The 19,548-nt window shown below is 43.4% G+C and carries 17 protein-coding genes and 1 pseudogene; 8 read left to right on the plus strand and 10 right to left on the minus strand.

Features of this window, described 5'->3' with window-relative positions:
* Positions 1 to 46: 46 nt before the first annotated feature.
* From DFP82_RS05690 to dnaQ, 8 genes and pseudogenes are all read right to left on the minus strand, one after another.
* Entirely contained in the window at positions 47 to 403 is a 357-nt protein-coding gene (locus DFP82_RS05690; protein ID WP_110922764.1) for a DUF3144 domain-containing protein, read from the minus strand.
* 71 nt (positions 404 to 474) lie between these two features.
* Positions 475 to 1,641, minus strand: a complete 1,167-nt coding sequence (metK, locus tag DFP82_RS05695) for a methionine adenosyltransferase (protein WP_110922765.1) — start codon at positions 1,639 to 1,641, stop codon at positions 475 to 477.
* Between the two features lie 161 nt (positions 1,642 to 1,802).
* Positions 1,803 to 2,399 (minus strand): DJ-1/PfpI family protein, encoded by a 597-nt coding sequence (locus DFP82_RS05700; protein ID WP_110922766.1) that lies wholly within the window; start codon positions 2,397 to 2,399, stop codon positions 1,803 to 1,805.
* 146 nt (positions 2,400 to 2,545) lie between these two features.
* Complete coding sequence (gene nth, locus DFP82_RS05705) at positions 2,546 to 3,241, minus strand: endonuclease III (RefSeq protein ID WP_110922767.1); 696 nt, start codon at positions 3,239 to 3,241, stop codon at positions 2,546 to 2,548.
* 140 nt (positions 3,242 to 3,381) lie between these two features.
* Positions 3,382 to 4,215, minus strand: coding sequence for an RnfABCDGE type electron transport complex subunit B (locus tag DFP82_RS05710; protein ID WP_110922852.1), 834 nt, complete (start codon positions 4,213 to 4,215; stop codon positions 3,382 to 3,384).
* Between the two features lie 225 nt (positions 4,216 to 4,440).
* Positions 4,441 to 5,463, minus strand: a complete 1,023-nt coding sequence (gene nudC / locus DFP82_RS05715; protein ID WP_110922768.1) for an NAD(+) diphosphatase — start codon at positions 5,461 to 5,463, stop codon at positions 4,441 to 4,443.
* Between the two features lie 139 nt (positions 5,464 to 5,602).
* Entirely contained in the window at positions 5,603 to 7,285 is a 1,683-nt protein-coding gene (locus DFP82_RS05720) for a hypothetical protein (protein ID WP_110922769.1), read from the minus strand.
* Positions 7,286 to 7,433: 148 nt separating this feature from the next.
* Positions 7,434 to 9,112, minus strand: a pseudogene (dnaQ, locus tag DFP82_RS05725) (DNA polymerase III subunit epsilon).
* Positions 9,113 to 9,468: 356 nt separating this feature from the next.
* Here dnaQ and DFP82_RS05730 point away from each other — a divergent pair.
* Positions 9,469 to 10,020: a hypothetical protein gene (locus DFP82_RS05730; RefSeq protein WP_227681437.1), complete on the plus strand. Its 552-nt coding sequence runs from the start codon at positions 9,469 to 9,471 to the stop codon at positions 10,018 to 10,020.
* Between the two features lie 113 nt (positions 10,021 to 10,133).
* Positions 10,134 to 10,439: a hypothetical protein gene (locus DFP82_RS05735; RefSeq protein ID WP_110922770.1), complete on the plus strand. Its 306-nt coding sequence runs from the start codon at positions 10,134 to 10,136 to the stop codon at positions 10,437 to 10,439.
* A 95-nt stretch (positions 10,440 to 10,534) separates the two neighbouring features.
* Here DFP82_RS05735 and DFP82_RS05740 read toward each other — a convergent pair whose 3' ends face one another.
* Entirely contained in the window at positions 10,535 to 10,945 is a 411-nt protein-coding gene (locus tag DFP82_RS05740; protein ID WP_110922771.1) for a YkvA family protein, read from the minus strand.
* Between the two features lie 259 nt (positions 10,946 to 11,204).
* Between DFP82_RS05740 and DFP82_RS05745 the strand changes: the two genes are divergently transcribed.
* Entirely contained in the window at positions 11,205 to 12,470 is a 1,266-nt protein-coding gene (locus DFP82_RS05745; protein WP_110922772.1) for an LD-carboxypeptidase, read from the plus strand.
* A gap of 43 nt (positions 12,471 to 12,513) precedes the next feature.
* Here the strand turns inward: DFP82_RS05745 and DFP82_RS05750 are convergent, their stop codons facing one another.
* Entirely contained in the window at positions 12,514 to 13,536 is a 1,023-nt protein-coding gene (locus DFP82_RS05750) for a GlxA family transcriptional regulator (protein ID WP_110922773.1), read from the minus strand.
* Between the two features lie 182 nt (positions 13,537 to 13,718).
* Here DFP82_RS05750 and DFP82_RS05755 point away from each other — a divergent pair, with 182 nt between their 5' ends.
* The 5 genes from DFP82_RS05755 to DFP82_RS05775 all read left to right on the plus strand — a co-directional run bounded on the left by DFP82_RS05755 (position 13,719) and on the right by DFP82_RS05775 (position 19,360).
* Complete coding sequence (locus DFP82_RS05755; RefSeq protein ID WP_110922774.1) at positions 13,719 to 15,524, plus strand: acyl-CoA dehydrogenase family protein; 1,806 nt, start codon at positions 13,719 to 13,721, stop codon at positions 15,522 to 15,524.
* A gap of 22 nt (positions 15,525 to 15,546) precedes the next feature.
* Positions 15,547 to 16,554, plus strand: a complete 1,008-nt coding sequence (locus DFP82_RS05760; protein ID WP_110922775.1) for an NADP-dependent oxidoreductase — start codon at positions 15,547 to 15,549, stop codon at positions 16,552 to 16,554.
* A gap of 3 nt (positions 16,555 to 16,557) precedes the next feature.
* On the plus strand, positions 16,558 to 17,340 hold the full coding sequence (locus tag DFP82_RS05765) for an SDR family NAD(P)-dependent oxidoreductase (protein ID WP_110922776.1): 783 nt from the start codon (positions 16,558 to 16,560) through the stop codon (positions 17,338 to 17,340).
* A 175-nt stretch (positions 17,341 to 17,515) separates the two neighbouring features.
* Positions 17,516 to 18,280 (plus strand): SDR family oxidoreductase, encoded by a 765-nt coding sequence (locus tag DFP82_RS05770; RefSeq protein ID WP_245905650.1) that lies wholly within the window; start codon positions 17,516 to 17,518, stop codon positions 18,278 to 18,280.
* A 237-nt stretch (positions 18,281 to 18,517) separates the two neighbouring features.
* Positions 18,518 to 19,360 (plus strand): HpcH/HpaI aldolase/citrate lyase family protein, encoded by an 843-nt coding sequence (locus DFP82_RS05775; RefSeq protein ID WP_110922777.1) that lies wholly within the window; start codon positions 18,518 to 18,520, stop codon positions 19,358 to 19,360.
* Positions 19,361 to 19,548: the final 188 nt, after the last annotated feature.

Raw genomic sequence — 19,548 nt, forward strand, 5'->3', positions numbered from 1 at the left:
ATAATGGCTTTCATCGCTTTGCAAGATTTAGCGAAACGCTATCGTACTATTTTGCTGCTTTGTCATCTTGATTAAGCTGAACATATTTATCAAAATTTTGCGCATAATCCGTTAGATTGTCGCTTAGCATTTGGCGATATTGCTTCACATAAAATTCAACGATATCGTCTTTTTCTTTGGCAAAATCATCGCCTTTGACAAACCCGATAGAAGCGACTGACGCGCTATAACGGGCGGCTGCATACAATAAAGAAGCGCCTACTTGTCCTGAATGTGCTTCAGGACCTAGCTGGCTGTTTGCAATACCGATGATGGCATCAGCACGTTGGTAAAATGCCTGCATTTCAGGGGTAATCTCAACGTTGGTATCAACTTCGTTGCCTTGAGTCGTGTCTTGAGACATGAGCTGCTCCTAATAAGTATCAGTAAATTAAATTTCTAAAAACGGTTTGTAAATAAGTTAAAGCAAGGATTTTATAAACCAGCGTCTGCTTTCAAGATTTCAGCTTTGTCTGTTTTTTCCCATGTAAAGGCAGTTTCTGAACCTTGACGACCAAAATGACCGAAGGTAGCAGTTTGCTGATACATTGGCTGTAATAAGTTCAGCATGCGAGTAATACCATAAGGACGCAAATCAAAATGCGTACGAATCAGACGAATGATTTCATCGTTACTGATTTTGCTAGTACCAAACGTATTGACAGAGATAGAGGTCGGCTCAGCGACACCGATTGCATAGCTAACTTGTACTTCACAGCGATCAGCAAGACCTGCTGCGACGATGTTTTTTGCCACATAACGTACCGCGTAAGCCGCACTGCGATCTACTTTTGAAGGGTCTTTACCACTGAAAGCACCGCCGCCATGACGAGCCATACCGCCGTACGTATCGACAATGATTTTACGACCAGTCAGACCAGCATCACCAACAGGGCCGCCAATCACAAACTTACCAGTTGGATTGATATGATAGCGTGTACCGGCGTGTAAAAGCTCAGCAGGCAGTACTTGTTTGATGATAGATTCCATGACCGCTTCTTGTAGATCGGCTTGTGAAATACTAGGATCATGTTGCGTTGATAATACCACTGCATCAATCGCTACAGGTTTATTACCATCGTATTTTAGCGTAACTTGTGCTTTGGCATCTGGGCGTAACCAAGGCAGATCTCCTGCGCGGCGTAGCTCAGACTGACGCTCCATCAAACGATGCGCATATTCGATAGGCGCTGGCATTAATACTTCGGTTTCATTACTGGCATATCCGAACATCAAGCCTTGATCGCCTGCACCTTGCTCTTCAGGGTCGCTACGATCGACACCTTGGGCAATCTCAGGAGATTGTTTGCCGAGCATGTTAATCACTGCGCAAGTCTCGCCATCAAAACCTAAGTCTGAATGGTGATAGCCAATGCCATTTACGGTGTCACGCACAAGACGCTCTAAATCGATATTTGCTGTCGTGGTGATTTCACCTGCGAGTATCACAGCGCCGGTTTTCACTAAGGTTTCGCATGCCACACGTGCATGTAGATCTTCACGTAAGATAGCGTCAAGGATGGCGTCTGAGATTTGGTCAGCCATTTTGTCAGGATGACCTTCGCTTACAGATTCTGAGGTAAATAAGTTGTATTCACGCATAAAAGGGTCGCTTAATTGCAGGGACTGTAGTCTACGAACTCAGTCATTATTAAATATATCTAAATGAAAAGACGAAAAGGAATCAAAAAATTATCGTATTTTACCGTGTATCGAGGCAAAACTCTAGCAATGGATGGTGTTGTGAAGTAACTGGTTATGGATTAAGGGCGGTAAAATTCGTCCATACCACTATTCTCTTGCCACCGATATTCGGTATGGTTAGCGATTTGACGTGCGGTATCTATATTGTGTCTATCGGCGATAAAGCCAAGCGCCATATCCATACCAGCGCTCACACCTGATGAAGTATAGAATTTCCCATCAACAACCCAGCGTGCTTGCGCTACCCAATAGACCTTATTAGATTGAGATGTTACCCATTGCCATGCCATTTTATTAGAGGTGGCTCGCTTACCGTTCAATACACCGCTTTTCGCTAACAAGGCGCTACCAGTACAGACGCTAAGTACCCAATCAGCCTCATCAGTGAGGGTTGTTAACGTTTGCAAAAAGGAGTGATTGTAGACTAGCTGCCGCGTACCAAGCCCGCCCGGTACTAAAACAATATCCGTCTGATATGCTAACTTGCTGACAGCGACTGTTTGCATAGGTACGCCATGCTTACTGCGGATGATGCCACCAGCCATCGAGGTAAATTGAATACGATAATGCTCAGGCAAGCTCCCAAACATCTCAATAGGTCCGAACAAATCTAAGGTTTCAAAATCATCGAACACTAGCGCGGTAATCGTATGCATGTGGCCCCCGTACTTGAAAGTATCTTTTATAAAAACAAGACATCATGTTATGGCACTCTGTCATGTCATGTCATCACAGCATCAACATACTATCTGTTCATAAAAGTAAAACACACATTGATTAAACGGCAAACAATCAATGGTCATTATAACTCTAAAAACGCGGCCCTATCCTTAAACATACATTCATCATAGACAGGGCAGGCACCACATTTCGGTGTACGCGCTTGACAAGTATAGCGCCCGTGTAAAATAAGATAATGGTGTGCATCAACGATGAAATCGTCGGGTATGCGCTCAAGCAGTTTATTTTCGACAATTAGCACGTTTTTACCAGTAGCGAGACCAGTGCGATTCCCCACCCGAAAAATATGAGTATCGACCGCCATAGTGGGCTGACCAAAAGCGGTATTTAAAACGACATTGGCTGTTTTACGCCCAACGCCCGCCAGTGATTCTAAATCTTTGCGATTGTCAGGGACGGTACTATCGAATTTCTCAATCAAATCTCGGCAGGTTTTGATGACATTTTTGGCTTTGGCATTATATAGGCCAATATTTTTTATATAAGATTTTAGACCGTCTTCACCTAACGCCAATATTGCCTCCGGCGTATTCGCCACTGGATATAACTGCTGAGTGGCAATATTGACACTCACATCTGTTGCTTGTGCGGACAATATCACCGCAATTAATAACTCAAAATTGCTGTCATAATTGAGCTCAGTAACGGGCTCGTCAATGGTCACTGCCAGCTTCTCAAAAAATGGGCGCACGTCACGATTGGGCATTCGTCTGGATGGCGGTGTATCAGCTGTTTTGTGTTTGACGGTTTTACTCATGGTATCTTTACTACTATTTTGGCGGTCAGTTATTCAAACTGTTGGCTATCGAGTTCTTTACGTGATGTATATGGTGTTTGCTGTACTGTCCTATCAATCGTCTATCATTCATACTATTGTATGAATCGCATGTTGCACGATTAGAGCTGTGATAGCTCCGCTTGTAGCGCTTCAAGATCGGCTTGCTTTTGATCATTCGCACGAACGCTCAACTGTTTCTCTAGCTTTTTAATTTTGCTACGTATCTTGGCTGCTGCAATAGTATTCTTTGCTTGTTCTTCACTGATATCTAAAGACTGACTGGCGGCATTGTTTAGTTTTGCTTCGACCATGCTGACCACAGGTCTACTGTTGCTACTATCAGCGAGCTGTTCGGTGACGCGTCTTAAGTGAGTGTGATATCGCTGTCTTAAATCTTCTTGCTCTGCTATTCGCTCAGGCTCAGAGATGTCACGTTCAACAGTGACTAAATCGATGCAGTCGACTGGGCAAGGGGCGATACACAGCTCGCATCCCGTACACAAGTCAGTAAAGATGGTATGCATGTGCTTGCCAGTGCCGACGATGGCGTCCACTGGGCAGGCAGGGATGCATTTGGTACAGCCAATACAGTCATCTTCCCGGATAACAGCACGTACCTCTGTTGGGCGTTCAGAGGTGGCGTCTATTGGCCACTGAGAAGGCGCAACGCTAAGTGTCGCTTCATAGCTATTGATATCGATAATTTGCGCGATTGCATCAGTAACGGGTTGACCACCAGGCACGCATTTATTGTATGACTCACCCTCTAGCACGATAGCGGCAGCATACGGCAAGCAGCCATCTGGATGCTCGCAAAGCCCACATTGTGTTTGCGGTAGACAAGCATCAATATGCGAGATTTGTGCTTGTATATCCGCAGGTAATGTTTCTAAGCTCAATGTATCGAACAATATAGGTAAATTGACTAAGCGGATAGTGGTGCTACTTTGCATTGAATTAATGACCTTGCTATCAGTGATAAGTGCTGACATTATACCAAACCCAAAACTCAGCCGTATCAAACTCGTTTGGTCTACAATGCACAATGCATGTACCTGCACTCGTTTTCTTTGCTAATGTGAGTTTTGTGGAGAGTATTAGAATAAATATAGTCAAAGCACTTGTAAATGGTTGCGGTGTAAAAGGCTTCGACTATAATCAGTGTTAAAGAGTAAAAACTAAATTGGCATGCCTTGTTCGCGCATAACTTGCGCAATGAGCTCATGAGCAATACTGCCTTTTGGCGGTATTTTAGGCAGGTTAGAAACATCAAAAAAGTCAGCATGTGCCAGCTCTTCTTCTTGAATTATGATATCACCACTGGCGTAAGAGGCACGAAAACCCAGCATCAAGTTAGAAGGAAACGGCCATGGTTGGCTACTCACATAGCTAATATCTGATACGCTAATATTTACCTCTTCTGCGACTTCGCGTACGACTGCATGCTCAAGGCTTTCTCCAACCTCCACAAAACCTGCAATCAAACCATACATAGGCGACATAGTTGGCTGACCATGACGGTGATGATGCGCGAGCAAAATTTGCATTTCACCTGTCATTGGGTTTGGTCGGGTAATGGCAGTAATGACACAGGGTTGCACACGAGGATACTGGCGCAATCGACATACTGGACAGACCATGGCACGTTCACCTTGGTCAGCATGTACAGTAGGGCTAGCACAGCGACTACAAAACTGTGTATCTGCTTGCCAGCTTAATAGCTGTATCGCTTGGCTAATTTGATCTGACAAAGCAACTGGCAGATGAGCCATTAGTTGACGATAAGGAATAAAGGCGTTACCACTACTTTCATCGCTTTCATCGATAATAGGCAGTGCAATATTATATGCCACTGCATAATCATAAGTAATTGCGCTGGCTGCTTGTGCAGTAAAGGTATATTCATTATCTACTTCGGAATTGACTAAATTACCGGCGCTTTTGTTTGTATTTTCCTGTGGGCTTTTATAAGTATTTTCAGGAATATCTTTAGAGCCATTGGCATGATCTGCTGATTGCCAATGACTTGGTGCTAGGCTTGGGACTAGGGTTACATGCCCCAGCTGATAAGCTTGCTGATAGTCATCGCTTGCTGCATTTTTATTGTTGAATGGTGGTAATTGAAGCTGTAAAGGCCACCAACCATTAGGGGTCTGACGGCATAAAATGGCATCGTCATTAAATACAAAAGCGTTGGTCATATAGAGTTCCAAACAGTTCGAGACCAGTACGTATCCATATAGATACACACTGGCTTACAGTAAGAGATATAAATGAGGATTTGTGGCAGCAAAGAAGCGACCACAAAGATAGGGATTTAATTATTAAAAAGTTGAATTACTAGGCAGCGAGTAAATGGCTCAAGCTTTGCTGACCCACATCAAGTGCTTGCTTGCTAACAGGACGATTGTTTTCAAAACCATCCAAATGATGATCGACTGCCATCATTACATCTGCAACACACGCTAGCGTATTATCTTCGATACGTTGTCCGCCTTCGATACGTTGCTCTAGATAATTTGCTAGCTGGCCTAGCATACTTGCTGGTGTGGGTAGTTGTAAAAAGCGTACCGCCCCTGAGACTTGACGCATCATTTCAGGAATATTTTGAATATTAAGCATATCACGCTCTGGCTCAGCCAAATAATCATTGATGGCTTGTTCAGCACTGGCAATCGCGCTACGACTTTCTTGTATCAATGTATCGTGTGCCGTATTGAGTTGATGCAACGAGATATGAGGGTTGTTAAGTGGCAAATAAATCGCCCCTGGCGTATGCATTTCTGCCATCGCAATAGCAGCGTTTTCAGCATGCATCAATGCCAGTAGCAGATGATCAAAATCGTCAGGCGACGGTGCTTGCCACTTGCCTACAGCTGCTGCTGCTGTGCTGAGGCTATTGGCTGAATTTGATAGACCAAGCAAGCACAGCGCCGAGCTCAACGTTGTTAGCTCTTCAATAATCTGGGCTGTCTGTGCATCAACAGGATTGATCGAATCACCGCGCGTATAGCTATCGACATTTTCTTTAATGGTATTAATTTGGGTTTGAATGATGCTGTTCAACGTATCGGTCAGCTCACGATTAGGGCCGAACAAAAAGCGTTTCATTTGCTCAAACTGAGGGGCTTCCAACTGATTTTTAGCATACTGCTCACGCAACTGTTGTGCTGCTTCATTATCGCGCTGGCATGCAAAACTGACCAAGTCAGCAAAGCGTTTATCCATCACTGGTAAGTAGCTTTGGAATTGCTGCTCTAAATAAATAAGGGTATGTTTCTGGTTAAGGTTCAGCGGTAATATAGTGGCTATATTAGTAACCGCTGCATTGGCTGCTTGCCAAAACAGGCTGCTGGTATTTGCCGCTATCAAGGCACACGCTGCACTCATACCATCAAGTTTCTGCTGATCGTCTGGGCTAATATTGCCATCTTGATTAAGCAATGCAACACCAAGGCCACTGCGATAAGCGTAAGTTAATAACTCACTGTCTAGATTAAGCTCGTTCAGTGGCTGAAAGTTTTTTTCAGGATTGGCGATAACGACACTGCTGCTACCAAAAGCAGAGAAGTAGTCTGATGTAATAGCGGCATGTTGTCCATGAGCATTGAGCTTGTTAATAATATCCAGTAACAAGGTCGGCTCGACCGATTCTGTCAAGAGTACAAACTCTATGTAGCGCTCTAGTGTCATGATGGCTTCTGACAAATCCATAATCAGATAGGTATCGTTATTATCACCATTATCATACAGTCGCTGTAAACCGTTTACGATGGCAGTATTCAACGCTTCTGCACCAACCAGAGAGATCAGCTTAAAAATACAGGACAGCTGCTTTAGCACAATGATAGAGTCTAATAACAGAGGCGCCTGACTATTATCATCATTAAATTCACTTAGGTGAATCTCAGTATCTTTAAGAGTTACAATGATTTCATCATGCAATAGATGCAGTGACGGTAGGTTGAAGTCAGTGACACTAAGCGTTGGGGCGGTTAATTTCATTTGCGCAGACTGGTCCATAAGGAGTTTCCATAATGTACTGATGAGAATAGCAATGGTTTGAATGACGATTAAAAAAGCATTTATTAATAATTTTTTGACGCTTTATATAACAATAATCAAGACTATATTGTACAAATGTCGATATCGCAAGTCATTTAAATGACGACTACATATAGGTTTTGAGAGCAGGGTAGTCTTCTGACAGCGACGTATACCAGTTTTGATGGGTATTTTCATCACTGGGTGATGCCAGTAGTAAAGACGCTAGATTGGCAAGGTTAGCATGTGCTGTCTGTCCGCCATCTGTTTGCGCGTCTTCTTCGATAGCGAGTGTGACCTGTCCACCTGTCATCGCCAAATAAACTTCTGCTAAAATCTCTGAATCCAGTAAGGCCCCGTGAAAAGTACGGTCTTGCTTACCAACGTTTAGACGTCGTACAAGCGCATCTAGGGTATTTTTCTGTCCAGGATATTGCTGCTTTGCCATGAATAAGGAGTCAGTCACTTGGACTCGTTCGGCAAAGTCAGTCATACCGACTTTTGCAAACTCCATATTTAAGAAGTTCATATCGAACGAGGCATTGTGAGCGATGATCTCGGCACCGTCCATAAAGTCATATAGTGATTGAGCCACTTGATCAAAAGTAGGCTTGTCTGTTAAGAACGCTGGAGAAATACCATGAATGCGAATAACTTCGTCATCCATACCGCGCTGCGGGTTGATATAAACATGTAGTTTTTCGCCCGTGAATTTACGACCAATCATCTCAACGATACCGACTTCAATGATTCGATCGCCTTTTAACGGATCAAGCCCTGTGGTTTCGGTATCCATAATGAGCTGGCGATCAGACTCGTGGCGATTTATTGGTTTGGGTAGCAGTGGCTTAAAATGTGGATTGGCACGGCTAGTATCACCATCGAATTTTGGTGCATCAGCATCTATACGCATATCTGTATCTGGCGTAATGTTATTCATCGTTGTATCAGTCATAGGCGTTTGAGCTTCTGGCATATCTGTATTACTCATTGGTTTGCTAGCATTATCATGATGGTCATTCGTGCCTATAGTGGCATCTTGGTTAATCGTCTGATCATCGTGATTTTTATCGTCGTGACTGTCTAGTGGTTCTTCGTCGAGGTTATCGTCATCTATGAACTCTTCATCTACGAACTCGTCATCTATGAACTCATCATCTACAAGGTCTTCGTCATCCATTATATCTAGACCTAATGGGTCGAAACTTAGCCAGTCATCGTTAGACGGTTTTTGCGCGTTATCAGTCATTATTTGAGTTTTTTTTTAGCCGTATCTTGTAGGTCTGTATCCGATATGTCCGCACTGCGTGAGGTGACACCTAGATTGGCTAGTTCATCTGCCTTTTCATTACCGGCATGTCCAGCATGGCCCTTTACCCAGTGCCAGTCAACCTCTCGCTGTTGGCATAGGTTGTCTAGTTGTTGCCAGAGATCTTGGTTGGCGACTGGTTTCTTACTCGCTGTTTTCCAGCCTCTTTTTTTCCAGCCTTCAATCCATTCAGTGATGCCTTTTTTGACATAGCTGGAGTCTGTCCAAATCTCAAGGTTGTGCTCGTGTGGGCTATGAGTCAAGGCTTGTATCGCACCCATCAGCTCCATACGATTATTGGTCGTCTCTTTATCGCCGCCATATAAATCTTGTGTGCGTCCATCACTAAAAATAAGATGTGCACCCCAACCACCAGCACCTGGATTGCCTTTGCAAGCACCATCTGTATAGGCAACGGTTGTGTTTGGCTTGGCAGCTAATGGATTTACCGCGTTATTGGTATTAAATGAGGGTGCTGAGGTGCGATTGTCTGACATAAAAAATTATTAACCTAATAAGTGATGAGTGCAAAGCACAGAGATTCTGCTACCGTTTTGTTCTGGCTATCACTCCATATGCTGAGGTTGAGTATAACAAATCTATCATTAAGATGGGCAGTCGTAATGCACAAAATCGCAAAACCACATATCATAATAGTAACCTTTCCGTTTTCTGTTAAAATAGGCTGGCTAGCGTTAAGGTCTCGGCTATTTGACTGAATAAATATCTGTTTATTGACCTCGCTACGTGACGCTTGAACTGTTTTCAAAACCAGTTCAAGCTATCCGCCATCACTGTTTAACGGTAATTTTTCTCATAAAAGTCTAATGCATGAATGCAGGATAATCCTATTATGTCCTTACGCTCAAACGTTTTTTATAAAAGTCTGACAAATCTAACGGTCGGTATCGCTGTGAGCAGTGCGCTATTTTTGACTGCTTGTAATGATGGTGGGTCGCAACTGGATAAAGAAGTAGCAGCGCCAGTAGATCTCTCTGTGTTTGAAGGGTGTTATACGGTTAGCAGTGAAGAGCCTGCACAGATCAGAGTTAGCCAACAGGATGGCGCATGGGTCATGCAAATGAAAGAGCCTGCAAATGCGAAGCGTGTTTGGGATGATGCTGAGCCGTTAGAGTTGATAGAAAATAGCGAGATACCAAAGTTTTTCTCTATTGATCCTGATAATGTCGACGCTGTCCTTGGCCGCCCTGACAGAGTGCTAGTGCTGGCTCATGTCAAACCTGTTTATGCCAATATCGATCCGCTACTAGACAGTGAGTATTTGTCCTATATTTATCGAGGAGCCAATACTATCTATCGTGTGGAGTGTGATGAGGTGAATACGGATATCTTAGCCAATCCACATGCCAATATTATTATTGATAATGTCAATGAGAGCAGCTAGACAAGTCTATCAATGCTCTTCTATCAATACTTCTTTATTACCTTGTGGTAAAAGCGATAACAAGTCATTTTTTATAAACAGTTAGGTCATCCATATGATCAGAGTTAGGCAATATGAATTTTTTTAGTTATGTGGTGTTGGGCGGGTTTTCTTATGCAGCTGGTTGGGCAATAAGAGCATATATACTCGATAAAAAGCCTGAACCTGAGCAGCCTTATAATCTCAAGCATCCAGCCATCTTGGCGTATCTGGGCGGATTTTTTATTATCATGCTGATTGTCTCATGGCTGATTGGTCGTTATGCATTGGGACATGCTGCCATAGATTTTCCTTTTATTATTATCAATAGTTTGGTTGCCACCTTTGTTTGTTCGTTCGGTCTCAATCCTGAAAAAGCCAATTATGAAGTGCCAGACTAATGAGATAGCATAAATGACTGACAGTAAAAAGCCACGACTGATAATCAATATGTCAGTCGTGGCTTTTTACTGTTTACGATGTTTGATGTATGGCGTTAAGCTTGTTTCTTTACATTCGTTTTTTTAGTGGTGGCTGACTGGCTGTTTTTCCAAATCTGATATTTTTTGAGGTCTTTTTCGATCAGCTTTAAGCAAAAGCCCAGCACTAACGCATCATCGATATGACCGATGAAAGGTATGAAGTCTGGAATGATATCAATGGGGTTGAGAGTGTAAAGTAGACCGACCACGCCTGCTGAAATGGTTTTGTACGGAACCTTGCGATAGTTGCCTTTGTAGTAGTCTTTAAGCAGACTCATGAATAGCATTAAGTCTTTAGCAAAGCGCTCAAGGTGACTGCTGTCTTTTAGTTTTTCTTTGAGCTTCTCCTCCTCACTAATGAGATATTTCATATCATAGTCGAGTATGTCGTCTTTATTTTGTTTATCAGTTGTTTTAGAAAACATCGTTAGTATCCTTATTTCATAGCCATTGCTGCTTTCATACTATAACAAAGTCGAGGTGTGTGCCAATATTGAATAGTAGTGGCGAGTTAAATGTTCAGCTAATACGGTAGCGAAAAAGTAAATATAGGCAAGGGTTGGGCAACTATCATCGCCAAAAAAACGTCTACAATATGCTGCTGTGCGGTTTGAGCAAGTAGACTGCAAAATAAAGATGATGCAAAAGTATATTAAAATAAAAACGATAAGGTAGCAGCGAGATATGGGTGCCAAGAGTCAGTCATTAAAAAATAAAAATGGCCATATAGTAAGTGAAACGAAATCTGGATTGAATCGCCGCCAGTTTTTGCGTCAAATCGGCGTGAGTGCAGGCGCAGGGTTGTTAGCGACTCACAGTATCACTCAAGCACTGGCCTCTAATACTATGGATTCAAGTAGTACGCAACTGACTAAAGATGATCTGCCATCTGCGCTGATGGATGATGGCTCATTACCACAAACGTCATTAACGCAGACCAGCTGTATTGCGCCTATGATTGAAACACGACTTTTTGCCAGCTCCAACGTTGGAGGTAGTGACGACCGCACCCAATTGGCGTTAGTTCGTGTGGCGTGTGCAGGTTTTAAAGTCAATAATCCTACGATTACCAATCGGCAGTATTTGCGGTTTGCGGGTACAGACTCGCAGCGAGCGAGCGATTTGCAAAACATCGCTACGGGTGCTATTGCAGCGCCCAACGTGCTGCTTGGTGTGCGTGGTGGCTATGGCGCCATGCGTTTGTTACCGATGGTTGACTGGTCGACGCTAGGACGGATTATGAAAGAGCGTGGCACGATACTCGCAGGTTTTAGTGATGTGACGGCTATCCAATGCGCATTGCTAGCAAAGGGAAATATGAGTTCGCTTGCCGCACCGATGCTCTATAGTGAATTTGGCAAGACCAAACCTGACGAGGTCAGCTGTCGACAGTTTGTTGAAGCGCTCACCAATCCCAATCTAGCTATTGATATATCAGACGCTTCTTTAACCAGTTCTAGCTTACCCAGTATTTTGACCAGTGCTGAGCCAAAAACTATAACTGGTACGATTTGGGGTGGCAACTTAAGTGTCGTATCGTCGCTGGCAGGCAGTGAGTATTTACCGCGTATTAATGGCGGTATTGTGTTTTTAGAAGATGTAGGCGAGCAGGCGTATCGTATTGAGCGCATGTTATATGATTTATATCTCGCAGGTGTGTTTAAGAATCAACAAGCAATTGTGTTTGGTGCATTATCTGGTGCAGGTGAGGACAGCTATGACAAGCGTTATGATGTTGCCACAGTCATTCGTCAGCTGCACGAATTGACTGGATTACCCATTTATAGTGGCATGCGTTTTGGTCATATTGGACAAAAATACAGCTTTCCATTGGGGGCGACCTGTCAAATTAGCGCTGATACCGTTGGTGGTTATCAGTTGGCATTTGCCAATTATCCAACCATCAAGTCTGAAACCATCCATGCTGAAGGATTGTGGCAAGCGGTTTAGCCATTCGTAAAACCTTATAAAAAATAGCCATTAAAGAACCGTGCTAAATAGCCAACCGCGAAAATTTATCTTGATACTCTTTCGGTGTCAGCTCTGTTGCGCGCTTAAAGAGGCGTGTGAATGAAGAAATATCATCATATCCAACTTGTTCGGCAAGCGATTTTATCGTTACATCTCCCAATTCAAGCAGGCGCTTTGCCTGCTCAATCCTGACGGCCTGAATATACTCAATCGGACGCATGGCTACAGAGGACTGAAATCGCCTGTTTAAAGTACGTGGCGTGATATTGACCATGGCAGCCAATCCGCTCACCTGAATAGTCTGATAAAAATTTTCCTCAATGAATTCTTGTACTTGCTTTACCAGTTGGTCTGAATGTGGCTTGTGCAACGTTACGTTGGTATAGCTGTTTTGATTGCCTCGTTTACTATCGATGATTTGGGTTTTGGCTACTTGAGTAGAAATCTCACGTCCGCAATAGCGCTCTATTAGTAACAACCCTAAATCATAAAATGCACTACCGCCCGCCGCACAGAATATATTACCTGACTGACTGTCTGATTTACTCTTTGAATGAGTAACAAACTGGTTTTCTTGTAAGTCAACGAGTGGGAAATCTGCCTTAAACTTATTGGCGTAGCCCCAGTGCGTGGTGGCGATTTTATGATCTAGCAGTCCTGCTTTTGCCAAAAAGAAAGCGCCGCTACAGTTGCTGGCTATATCTGACTTGGTATCTGCCAACCGCTTTAAATGTGGTATTAATTCTGCATTTCGGCTCAGTACTTTATCGATTGAATCACCAATAGTCGGAATTAATAGCAAGTCGCATTCTGCCACTTCCTGAATATCGCAATGCGCTTGCATGATTAAGCGGTTGCTACATCTAATATCCACGCCACCAACGCTTGCTATCTGCACATTAAATCGTGGCTCTACTGGCTCATCTAAAAATCGTTGCCAACTGACACCAGTGAATGAGAACAAATCTAATGCGCCTGTCAATGCACTGCCGAGCACACCATCGAATCCAATAATAATGACTTTAAATGGTTTGAAATAGGGCATGGGTGTCTATCCTTTTTTTAATTCTAAGACCGAAAATATCAGTTTTTTATCTGAATTTTCTAAATATAAGTACTATTTATGTCGTATTTGACCATGATTATGTCATAAATGACAATACGGTAAGGCGTTAAATTAGATTAATATCGATTGATAATCAAATTTAATCAGTTAACGAGAATACTATGGCAGCAGATACGCTTATCAATGACTTTGAGTTACCGTTCCAATTGTATGATGTATTGGGCACTGAAAATTTAACCGAGCATGCTAAGTTTGCAGAGCATAGCCGCGAAACGTTTGATGCTGTATTGGATACGGCCAATAAAATTGCGACCCAATTGTTTTTGCCACATAACCATGTAGCGGATAAGAATGAGCCACAGTTTGATGGCAAAAAGGTCAGCATGATAAGTGATGTAAAAGTCGCTTTTGATGCATTTCGTGAGTCAGGATTTATCGCTGGTCGTTATAGTTTTGAAGACGGCGGCATGCAGTTACCTGAAACGGTCATGACAGCCGTGGCAGGCTACTTTATGGCTGCCAATCCATCAACCACTGCTTATCCATTTTTGACCACAGCGGCAATCAATGTTATCTCCCACTTTGCCAGTGATGAGATCAAAGCCGCCTTTATGCCACGCATGCTGACAGGTGAGTTTACTGGAACAATGGCATTAACAGAGCCACATGCAGGTTCGTCACTTGCTGATATCAAAACCACTGCGGTAAAACAAGACGATGGTTCTTATCGCGTAAAAGGTAGCAAGATTTATATCTCAGGCGGTGATCACGAACTGTCTGACAATATCGTCCACTTAGTCTTGGCCAAGGTGCCAGGTGGTCCAGGTGGCGTTAAAGGCATCTCTTTATTTGCTGTGCCCAAGTATCGCTTGAATGAGGATGCATCGGTCGGCGAGCGCAACGATGTACATCTAACAGGACTCATTCATAAGCTAGGCTATAGAGGCACGACGTCTACGGCACTGAGCTTTGGTGACGAAGGTGAGTGTTATGGTTATCTCATCGGTGAAGAGCATTTCGGCCTGCGCTATATGTTCAAAATGATGAATGAAGCGCGCATCGCTGTCGGTTTTGGCGCGTCGATGGTCGGCTATCGCGGTTATCAGTATTCACTTGATTATGCTAAAGACAGAACGCAAGGCAGAATCGCCCCGCACAATAAACCTGAAGATGCGGCAACCGCTATCATCAATCATGGTGACGTAAAGCGCATGCTATTGGCGCAAAAAGCCTACTCTGAAGGTGGCATCTCATTATGTCTATATGGCTCAAACCTGATTGACCGTATCAATACTTGTGAAGATGAAACGTTAAAAAACGAGCTAATAGAGTTATTAGATCTTCTCACCCCAGTATTAAAAGCATGGCCATCTGAGTATGGGCCAAAAGCCAATGATTTGGGCATCCAAGTATTGGGCGGTGCAGGTTATACGCGTGAGTATCAAGCCGAGCAGTTTTGGCGTGACAATCGCCTAAATCCTATCCATGAAGGCACAAATGGCGTGCAGGCATTGGATTTGTCATTTCGTAAGTTATGGCAAAAAGGTGGTTTGGGTATTCAAATTCTCAAACGTGAAATCACACAAGATTTGGAAAGCATCACTACACCAGAAACGGCTCAATTAGCAGGTAAATTGATGCCTTACATGGGTCACTTACATGAAGTATTGGTGCATCTCAGCAAAGTGCTACAAACCGAAGAAGCCGTGACATTGACAGGCAACGCGCAAGCACTGATGAATATCTTTGCCTCAATTGTGCTGAGCTGGATTTGGATTCGTCAAGCCAGTAAAGCTGAGAAGCTATTAAGCACGACGCAAGATGCTGAGCAGCAGAACTTCTACAAAGGCAAGATACAAGCGGCCAAATACTTCATTGATTGGGAACTACCATTAGTTAAACGTGACATCGAATTATTAACCAACACCAACTCTGTTTGCACTGATATGCAAACAGAATGGTTCTAAGGACAACTCTAAGGAAAGAGACATGACAAAAATTAATAAACAGTGGCGATTAAAGGCGAGACCGGTAGGCGAGCCTAGTGCTGAGACTTGGGATTATACCGAGACAGAAATACCGACTATCACCGATGGTCAGCTACTGATTAAGGTTGAATACATCTCTATCGATCCGGCGATGCGTGGCTGGTTGAACGATGCCAAATCTTATATCGCACCAGTACAAATTGGTGAAGTCATGCGCGCCGGTACTGTGGGTGAAGTGATTGAAAGTAAGCATGAGAAATTTGCCGTTGGTGACTATGTCGTAGGTCACGATGGCGTGCAGTCCTATGCCGTCAGTGATGGTGCTAATCTGTATAAAGTTGATCCAAAACTGGCGCCATTGTCTTATTACTTGGGTGTACTCGGTATGCCAGGTATGACAGGGTATTTTGGGTTGCTAAAAACAGGTCAGCCAAAAGCGGGTGAGACCGTTGTCGTCTCTGGCGCAGCCGGTGCCGTTGGTAGCTTGGTTGGTCAAATTGCCAAAATTAAAGGCTGCCGCGTCGTTGGTATCGCGGGCGGCGCTGAGAAATGTAAATTCTTAGTCGACGAGCTTGGGTTTGATGCGACGATTGATTACAAAAATGAAGATGTGAAAAAAGCACTGAAGAAAACCTGCCCAGACGGCGTCGATGTGTACTTTGACAACGTAGGCGGTGATATCTTAAATGATGTCCTCACACAAATAAATCTGCATGCGCGTATCGTTATTTGCGGGGCTATTAGTCAATATAACAACACCACAGAAGTCAAAGGTCCATCGAACTATTTATCATTATTGGTCAATCGTGCCCGTATGGAAGGCATCGTGGTATTTGATAATATCAAAGAATATCCAGTCGCCATGAAAGATATCGCTGGCTGGATTCAGTCAGGTGATATGAAAGTGAAAGATCATATTGTTGAAGGTATCGAGACGTTCCCAGATACCTTGATGATGCTCTTTAACGGTGAAAACTTCGGCAAACTGGTACTTAAGGTAGAGGGATAGATCATGACATTGAATACAAACGGAATTGCATCAGATGTAACGGGTAAACGAATTTTGATCACGGGCGGTGCCTCAGGTATCGGCGCAGCAAGTGCATTATTGCTGGCCAGTCGCGGCGCAAAAGTCGTGATTGGTGATATGGCAGAAGAAATGGGCGAAGCAGTTGCTAAACAAGGTCAAGATGCTGGCAACAGTATCGTCTTCAAAAAAGTAGACGTGACCAGTGGTGATGAAGTGCGTGCGTTGTTCGACTTTGCAGTAGAAACGCTTGGTGGCTTAGATGTTGTGGTAAACAATGCTGGTATCGACCATAAGCCTTCGCCAATGCATGAGCTGAGCGATGATGATTTTGATCGTAATATCGCAGTGAACTTAAAAGGTGTTTGGCACTGTATGCGTGCTGCGGTCAATTGTATGATACCTAATGGCGGTGGTCATGTGATCAACGTCGCATCTATTGCAGGTCTGCGTTCAGCACCGATGCTATCAGCCTATAGTGCTGCTAAACATGGGGTTATGGGTCTGACCAAGTCTGCCGCCCATGAGTATGCTCGTGCCAATATTCGTTTTAACGCGGTATGCCCAAGTTTCATTGATACGCCAATGGTCCGCAATACCATGGCAACCATGGATGAGCGTACGCAGCAAGCAACGATTAAAGCCAGTCCACTGCGCCGTCTAGGAGATGTGAATGAAATCTCTAGTGCGATTGCATGGCTAGCCAGCGATGAGAGTACCTTTATGAACGGTCATGGCTTTACACTCGATGGTGGTATGCTAGCGTAACTGTGACAATTGAGCGCTCATTATTCAATTTATTAGTGCTCGATAATCGCTGTTAGATATGACAGCGATTATCTGCGTTTAGTTATCCAATTCTAGATACACGTTTTAGATATATGAGTTCAGCGCTCAAAAATAGTTTTTTGAGAATAGACAGTTTATAAAAATATAAGGAATAATGATGAAAGATTTATTTGATTTAACCGGTAAGATTGCTTTGGTTACGGGCGCTAGCCGCGGTATTGGCGAATCTATTGCTCGTTTATTGGCATCCAGAGGCGCGCACGTGATCGTCTCTAGCCGTAAGATTGATGCTTGCCAAGCAGTCGCTGATAGCATCATCGCTGATGGTCACAAAGCTAGTGCCTTTGCTTGTCACGTGGGCGAGATGGCGCAGATTGACGCAATTTTTGAGCATATCAAAAGTGAATTTGGTCAAATCGATATCTTAGTCAATAATGCCGCAGCTAACCCGTACTATGGTCACATCTTAGATACAGATTTAGCGGCTTTTGATAAGACCGTTGAAGTTAATATCCGTGGTTACTTCTTTATGTCGACGGCCGCTGGCAAAATGATGAAAGAGCAAGGTGGTGGCGTCATCTTGAATACCGCATCGGTCAACGGTTTAGTAGCGGGCGACAAGCAAGGCATTTACTCAATCACCAAAGCGGCGGTCATTAGCATGACCAAAGCGTTTGCTAAAGAATGTGGCCCACTCAATATTCGCGTCAATGCGCTACTGCCAGGTTTGACGGATACTAAGTTTGCCTCTGCTTTGACGACCAATGATAAAGTCTTAAAAATGGCACTACATGCTATTCCACTAGGACGTGTCGCGAATCCTGACGAGATGGCTGGTACGGTATTGTACTTAGTATCTGATGCCTCAAGTTATACCACAGGCGCAACGATCGTTGTCGATGGTGGTATGCTGGCTTAATTAGATAATCTATAAGACATAGGTTAGATAAGAAAAGTAATTGTTTAAAATTGCATTAGACTCAAGAACCGCATGAGATTAATTTTTATGCGGTTTTTTTGATTTGATTTTTTGATGGAGTGTCTAAATAGTTTTAGTGTCAATTGCATCGATAGATTATTAATCTAAAGTAAAAATAGGCAGTGTAATGGCATAATAAAGCTGCTAACCGCTACTTGAATAATATAGGAATTAAGCATGAATTCAGTGACCAATCATAAAATAAATATAACTTCTCAAAATAAAATATGGCTATTTGTGCCAGCGACTCGTATCGATAGAGTAGCCAAAGCCTTTGCTAGTGGAGTAGATGCAGTTATAGTCGATTTAGAGGATGCCGTTGCGCTAGAGGATAAAGCAGACGCTCGCGAAGCATTACAACAATATTATGATAGTGCAGATTATCAGCCGATTTGGCTACGTATTAATAAGGCAGGTAGCGAAGAATTTTTCAAAGACATAGTGCTCTGTCAGAAAATGCCAAATTTAGCCGGCGTGTTACTGGCTAAAGCTGAGCAAGTCGCCGACATTGAGAGCGTGCACCAACTCACCAACTTGCCTGTGATTGCATTGATTGAGAGTGCCATTGGACTGTATCAACTCGACAGTATGGCAAAAGCAGTCGGGTTAGCCGCATTTAGTTATGGATTTTTAGATCTGTGCAATGATTTGCACGTGCAAGTAGGAACGCCTGCTGCTGATATCATCGCCAATCAAATCCGCTATCAACTAATCCTGACGTCAAAAGTACACCAATTATCGCCGCCCATCGATACCATTTATCCTGAATTCAATGACGAAGTAGGGCTAAGCGCCCGAGTGCAACTATGGTCACAAATGGGGATGTCAGGAATGCTGTGTATTCATCCCAAACAAGTGGCTGTCGTCAAGCAGGCATTACAACCAACAGACGAAGCATTGTCATTTGCTCAGCGTGTGGTCGAGGAGTATGAGCGCAGTGGACAGGCAGTGTTTGAAATAGATGGTCAAATGGTAGACGCACCAGTGATTGAGCGCAGTCGTCAACTGTTAGATAAGTAGGTAAAGTTTGTTAAATCAACACTATTATTATTGATATAATGATTCTCTCACTCGATATTATTGTGCATAAAATATTTCTATAGTCGGTTCAATATAATTTAGATACAAGGAAGGCGAGTGAAAGTACTACAACTCGTAGACTAAGCAAGCCTGACACCGTATCCAATTTATAGAGGATTGACTATACA

The sequence above is a fragment of the Psychrobacter fozii genome (assembly GCF_003217155.1).
Lineage (GTDB): Bacteria > Pseudomonadota > Gammaproteobacteria > Pseudomonadales > Moraxellaceae > Psychrobacter > Psychrobacter fozii.

What these genes read in the sequence shown, in the direction of transcription:
- DFP82_RS05690 (WP_110922764.1), bottom strand. Translation starts at nt 403, where the DNA reads ATGTCTCAAGACACGACTCAAGGCAACGAAGTTGATACCAACGTTGAG.
- DFP82_RS05750 (WP_110922773.1), bottom strand. Translation starts at nt 13,536, where the DNA reads ATGCCCTATTTCAAACCATTTAAAGTCATTATTATTGGATTCGATGGT.
- DFP82_RS05700 (WP_110922766.1), bottom strand. Translation starts at nt 2,399, where the DNA reads ATGCATACGATTACCGCGCTAGTGTTCGATGATTTTGAAACCTTAGAT.
- DFP82_RS05740 (WP_110922771.1), bottom strand. Translation starts at nt 10,945, where the DNA reads ATGTTTTCTAAAACAACTGATAAACAAAATAAAGACGACATACTCGAC.
- DFP82_RS05755 (WP_110922774.1), top strand. Translation starts at nt 13,719, where the DNA reads ATGGCAGCAGATACGCTTATCAATGACTTTGAGTTACCGTTCCAATTG.
- DFP82_RS05745 (WP_110922772.1), top strand. Translation starts at nt 11,205, where the DNA reads ATGGGTGCCAAGAGTCAGTCATTAAAAAATAAAAATGGCCATATAGTA.
- DFP82_RS05770 (WP_245905650.1), top strand. Translation starts at nt 17,516, where the DNA reads ATGATGAAAGATTTATTTGATTTAACCGGTAAGATTGCTTTGGTTACG.
- metK (WP_110922765.1), bottom strand. Translation starts at nt 1,641, where the DNA reads ATGCGTGAATACAACTTATTTACCTCAGAATCTGTAAGCGAAGGTCAT.
- DFP82_RS05730 (WP_227681437.1), top strand. Translation starts at nt 9,469, where the DNA reads ATGTCCTTACGCTCAAACGTTTTTTATAAAAGTCTGACAAATCTAACG.
- DFP82_RS05775 (WP_110922777.1), top strand. Translation starts at nt 18,518, where the DNA reads ATGAATTCAGTGACCAATCATAAAATAAATATAACTTCTCAAAATAAA.
- DFP82_RS05720 (WP_110922769.1), bottom strand. Translation starts at nt 7,285, where the DNA reads ATGGACCAGTCTGCGCAAATGAAATTAACCGCCCCAACGCTTAGTGTC.
- DFP82_RS05710 (WP_110922852.1), bottom strand. Translation starts at nt 4,215, where the DNA reads ATGCAAAGTAGCACCACTATCCGCTTAGTCAATTTACCTATATTGTTC.
- nth (WP_110922767.1), bottom strand. Translation starts at nt 3,241, where the DNA reads ATGAGTAAAACCGTCAAACACAAAACAGCTGATACACCGCCATCCAGA.
- nudC (WP_110922768.1), bottom strand. Translation starts at nt 5,463, where the DNA reads ATGACCAACGCTTTTGTATTTAATGACGATGCCATTTTATGCCGTCAG.
- DFP82_RS05735 (WP_110922770.1), top strand. Translation starts at nt 10,134, where the DNA reads ATGAATTTTTTTAGTTATGTGGTGTTGGGCGGGTTTTCTTATGCAGCT.
- DFP82_RS05760 (WP_110922775.1), top strand. Translation starts at nt 15,547, where the DNA reads ATGACAAAAATTAATAAACAGTGGCGATTAAAGGCGAGACCGGTAGGC.
- DFP82_RS05765 (WP_110922776.1), top strand. Translation starts at nt 16,558, where the DNA reads ATGACATTGAATACAAACGGAATTGCATCAGATGTAACGGGTAAACGA.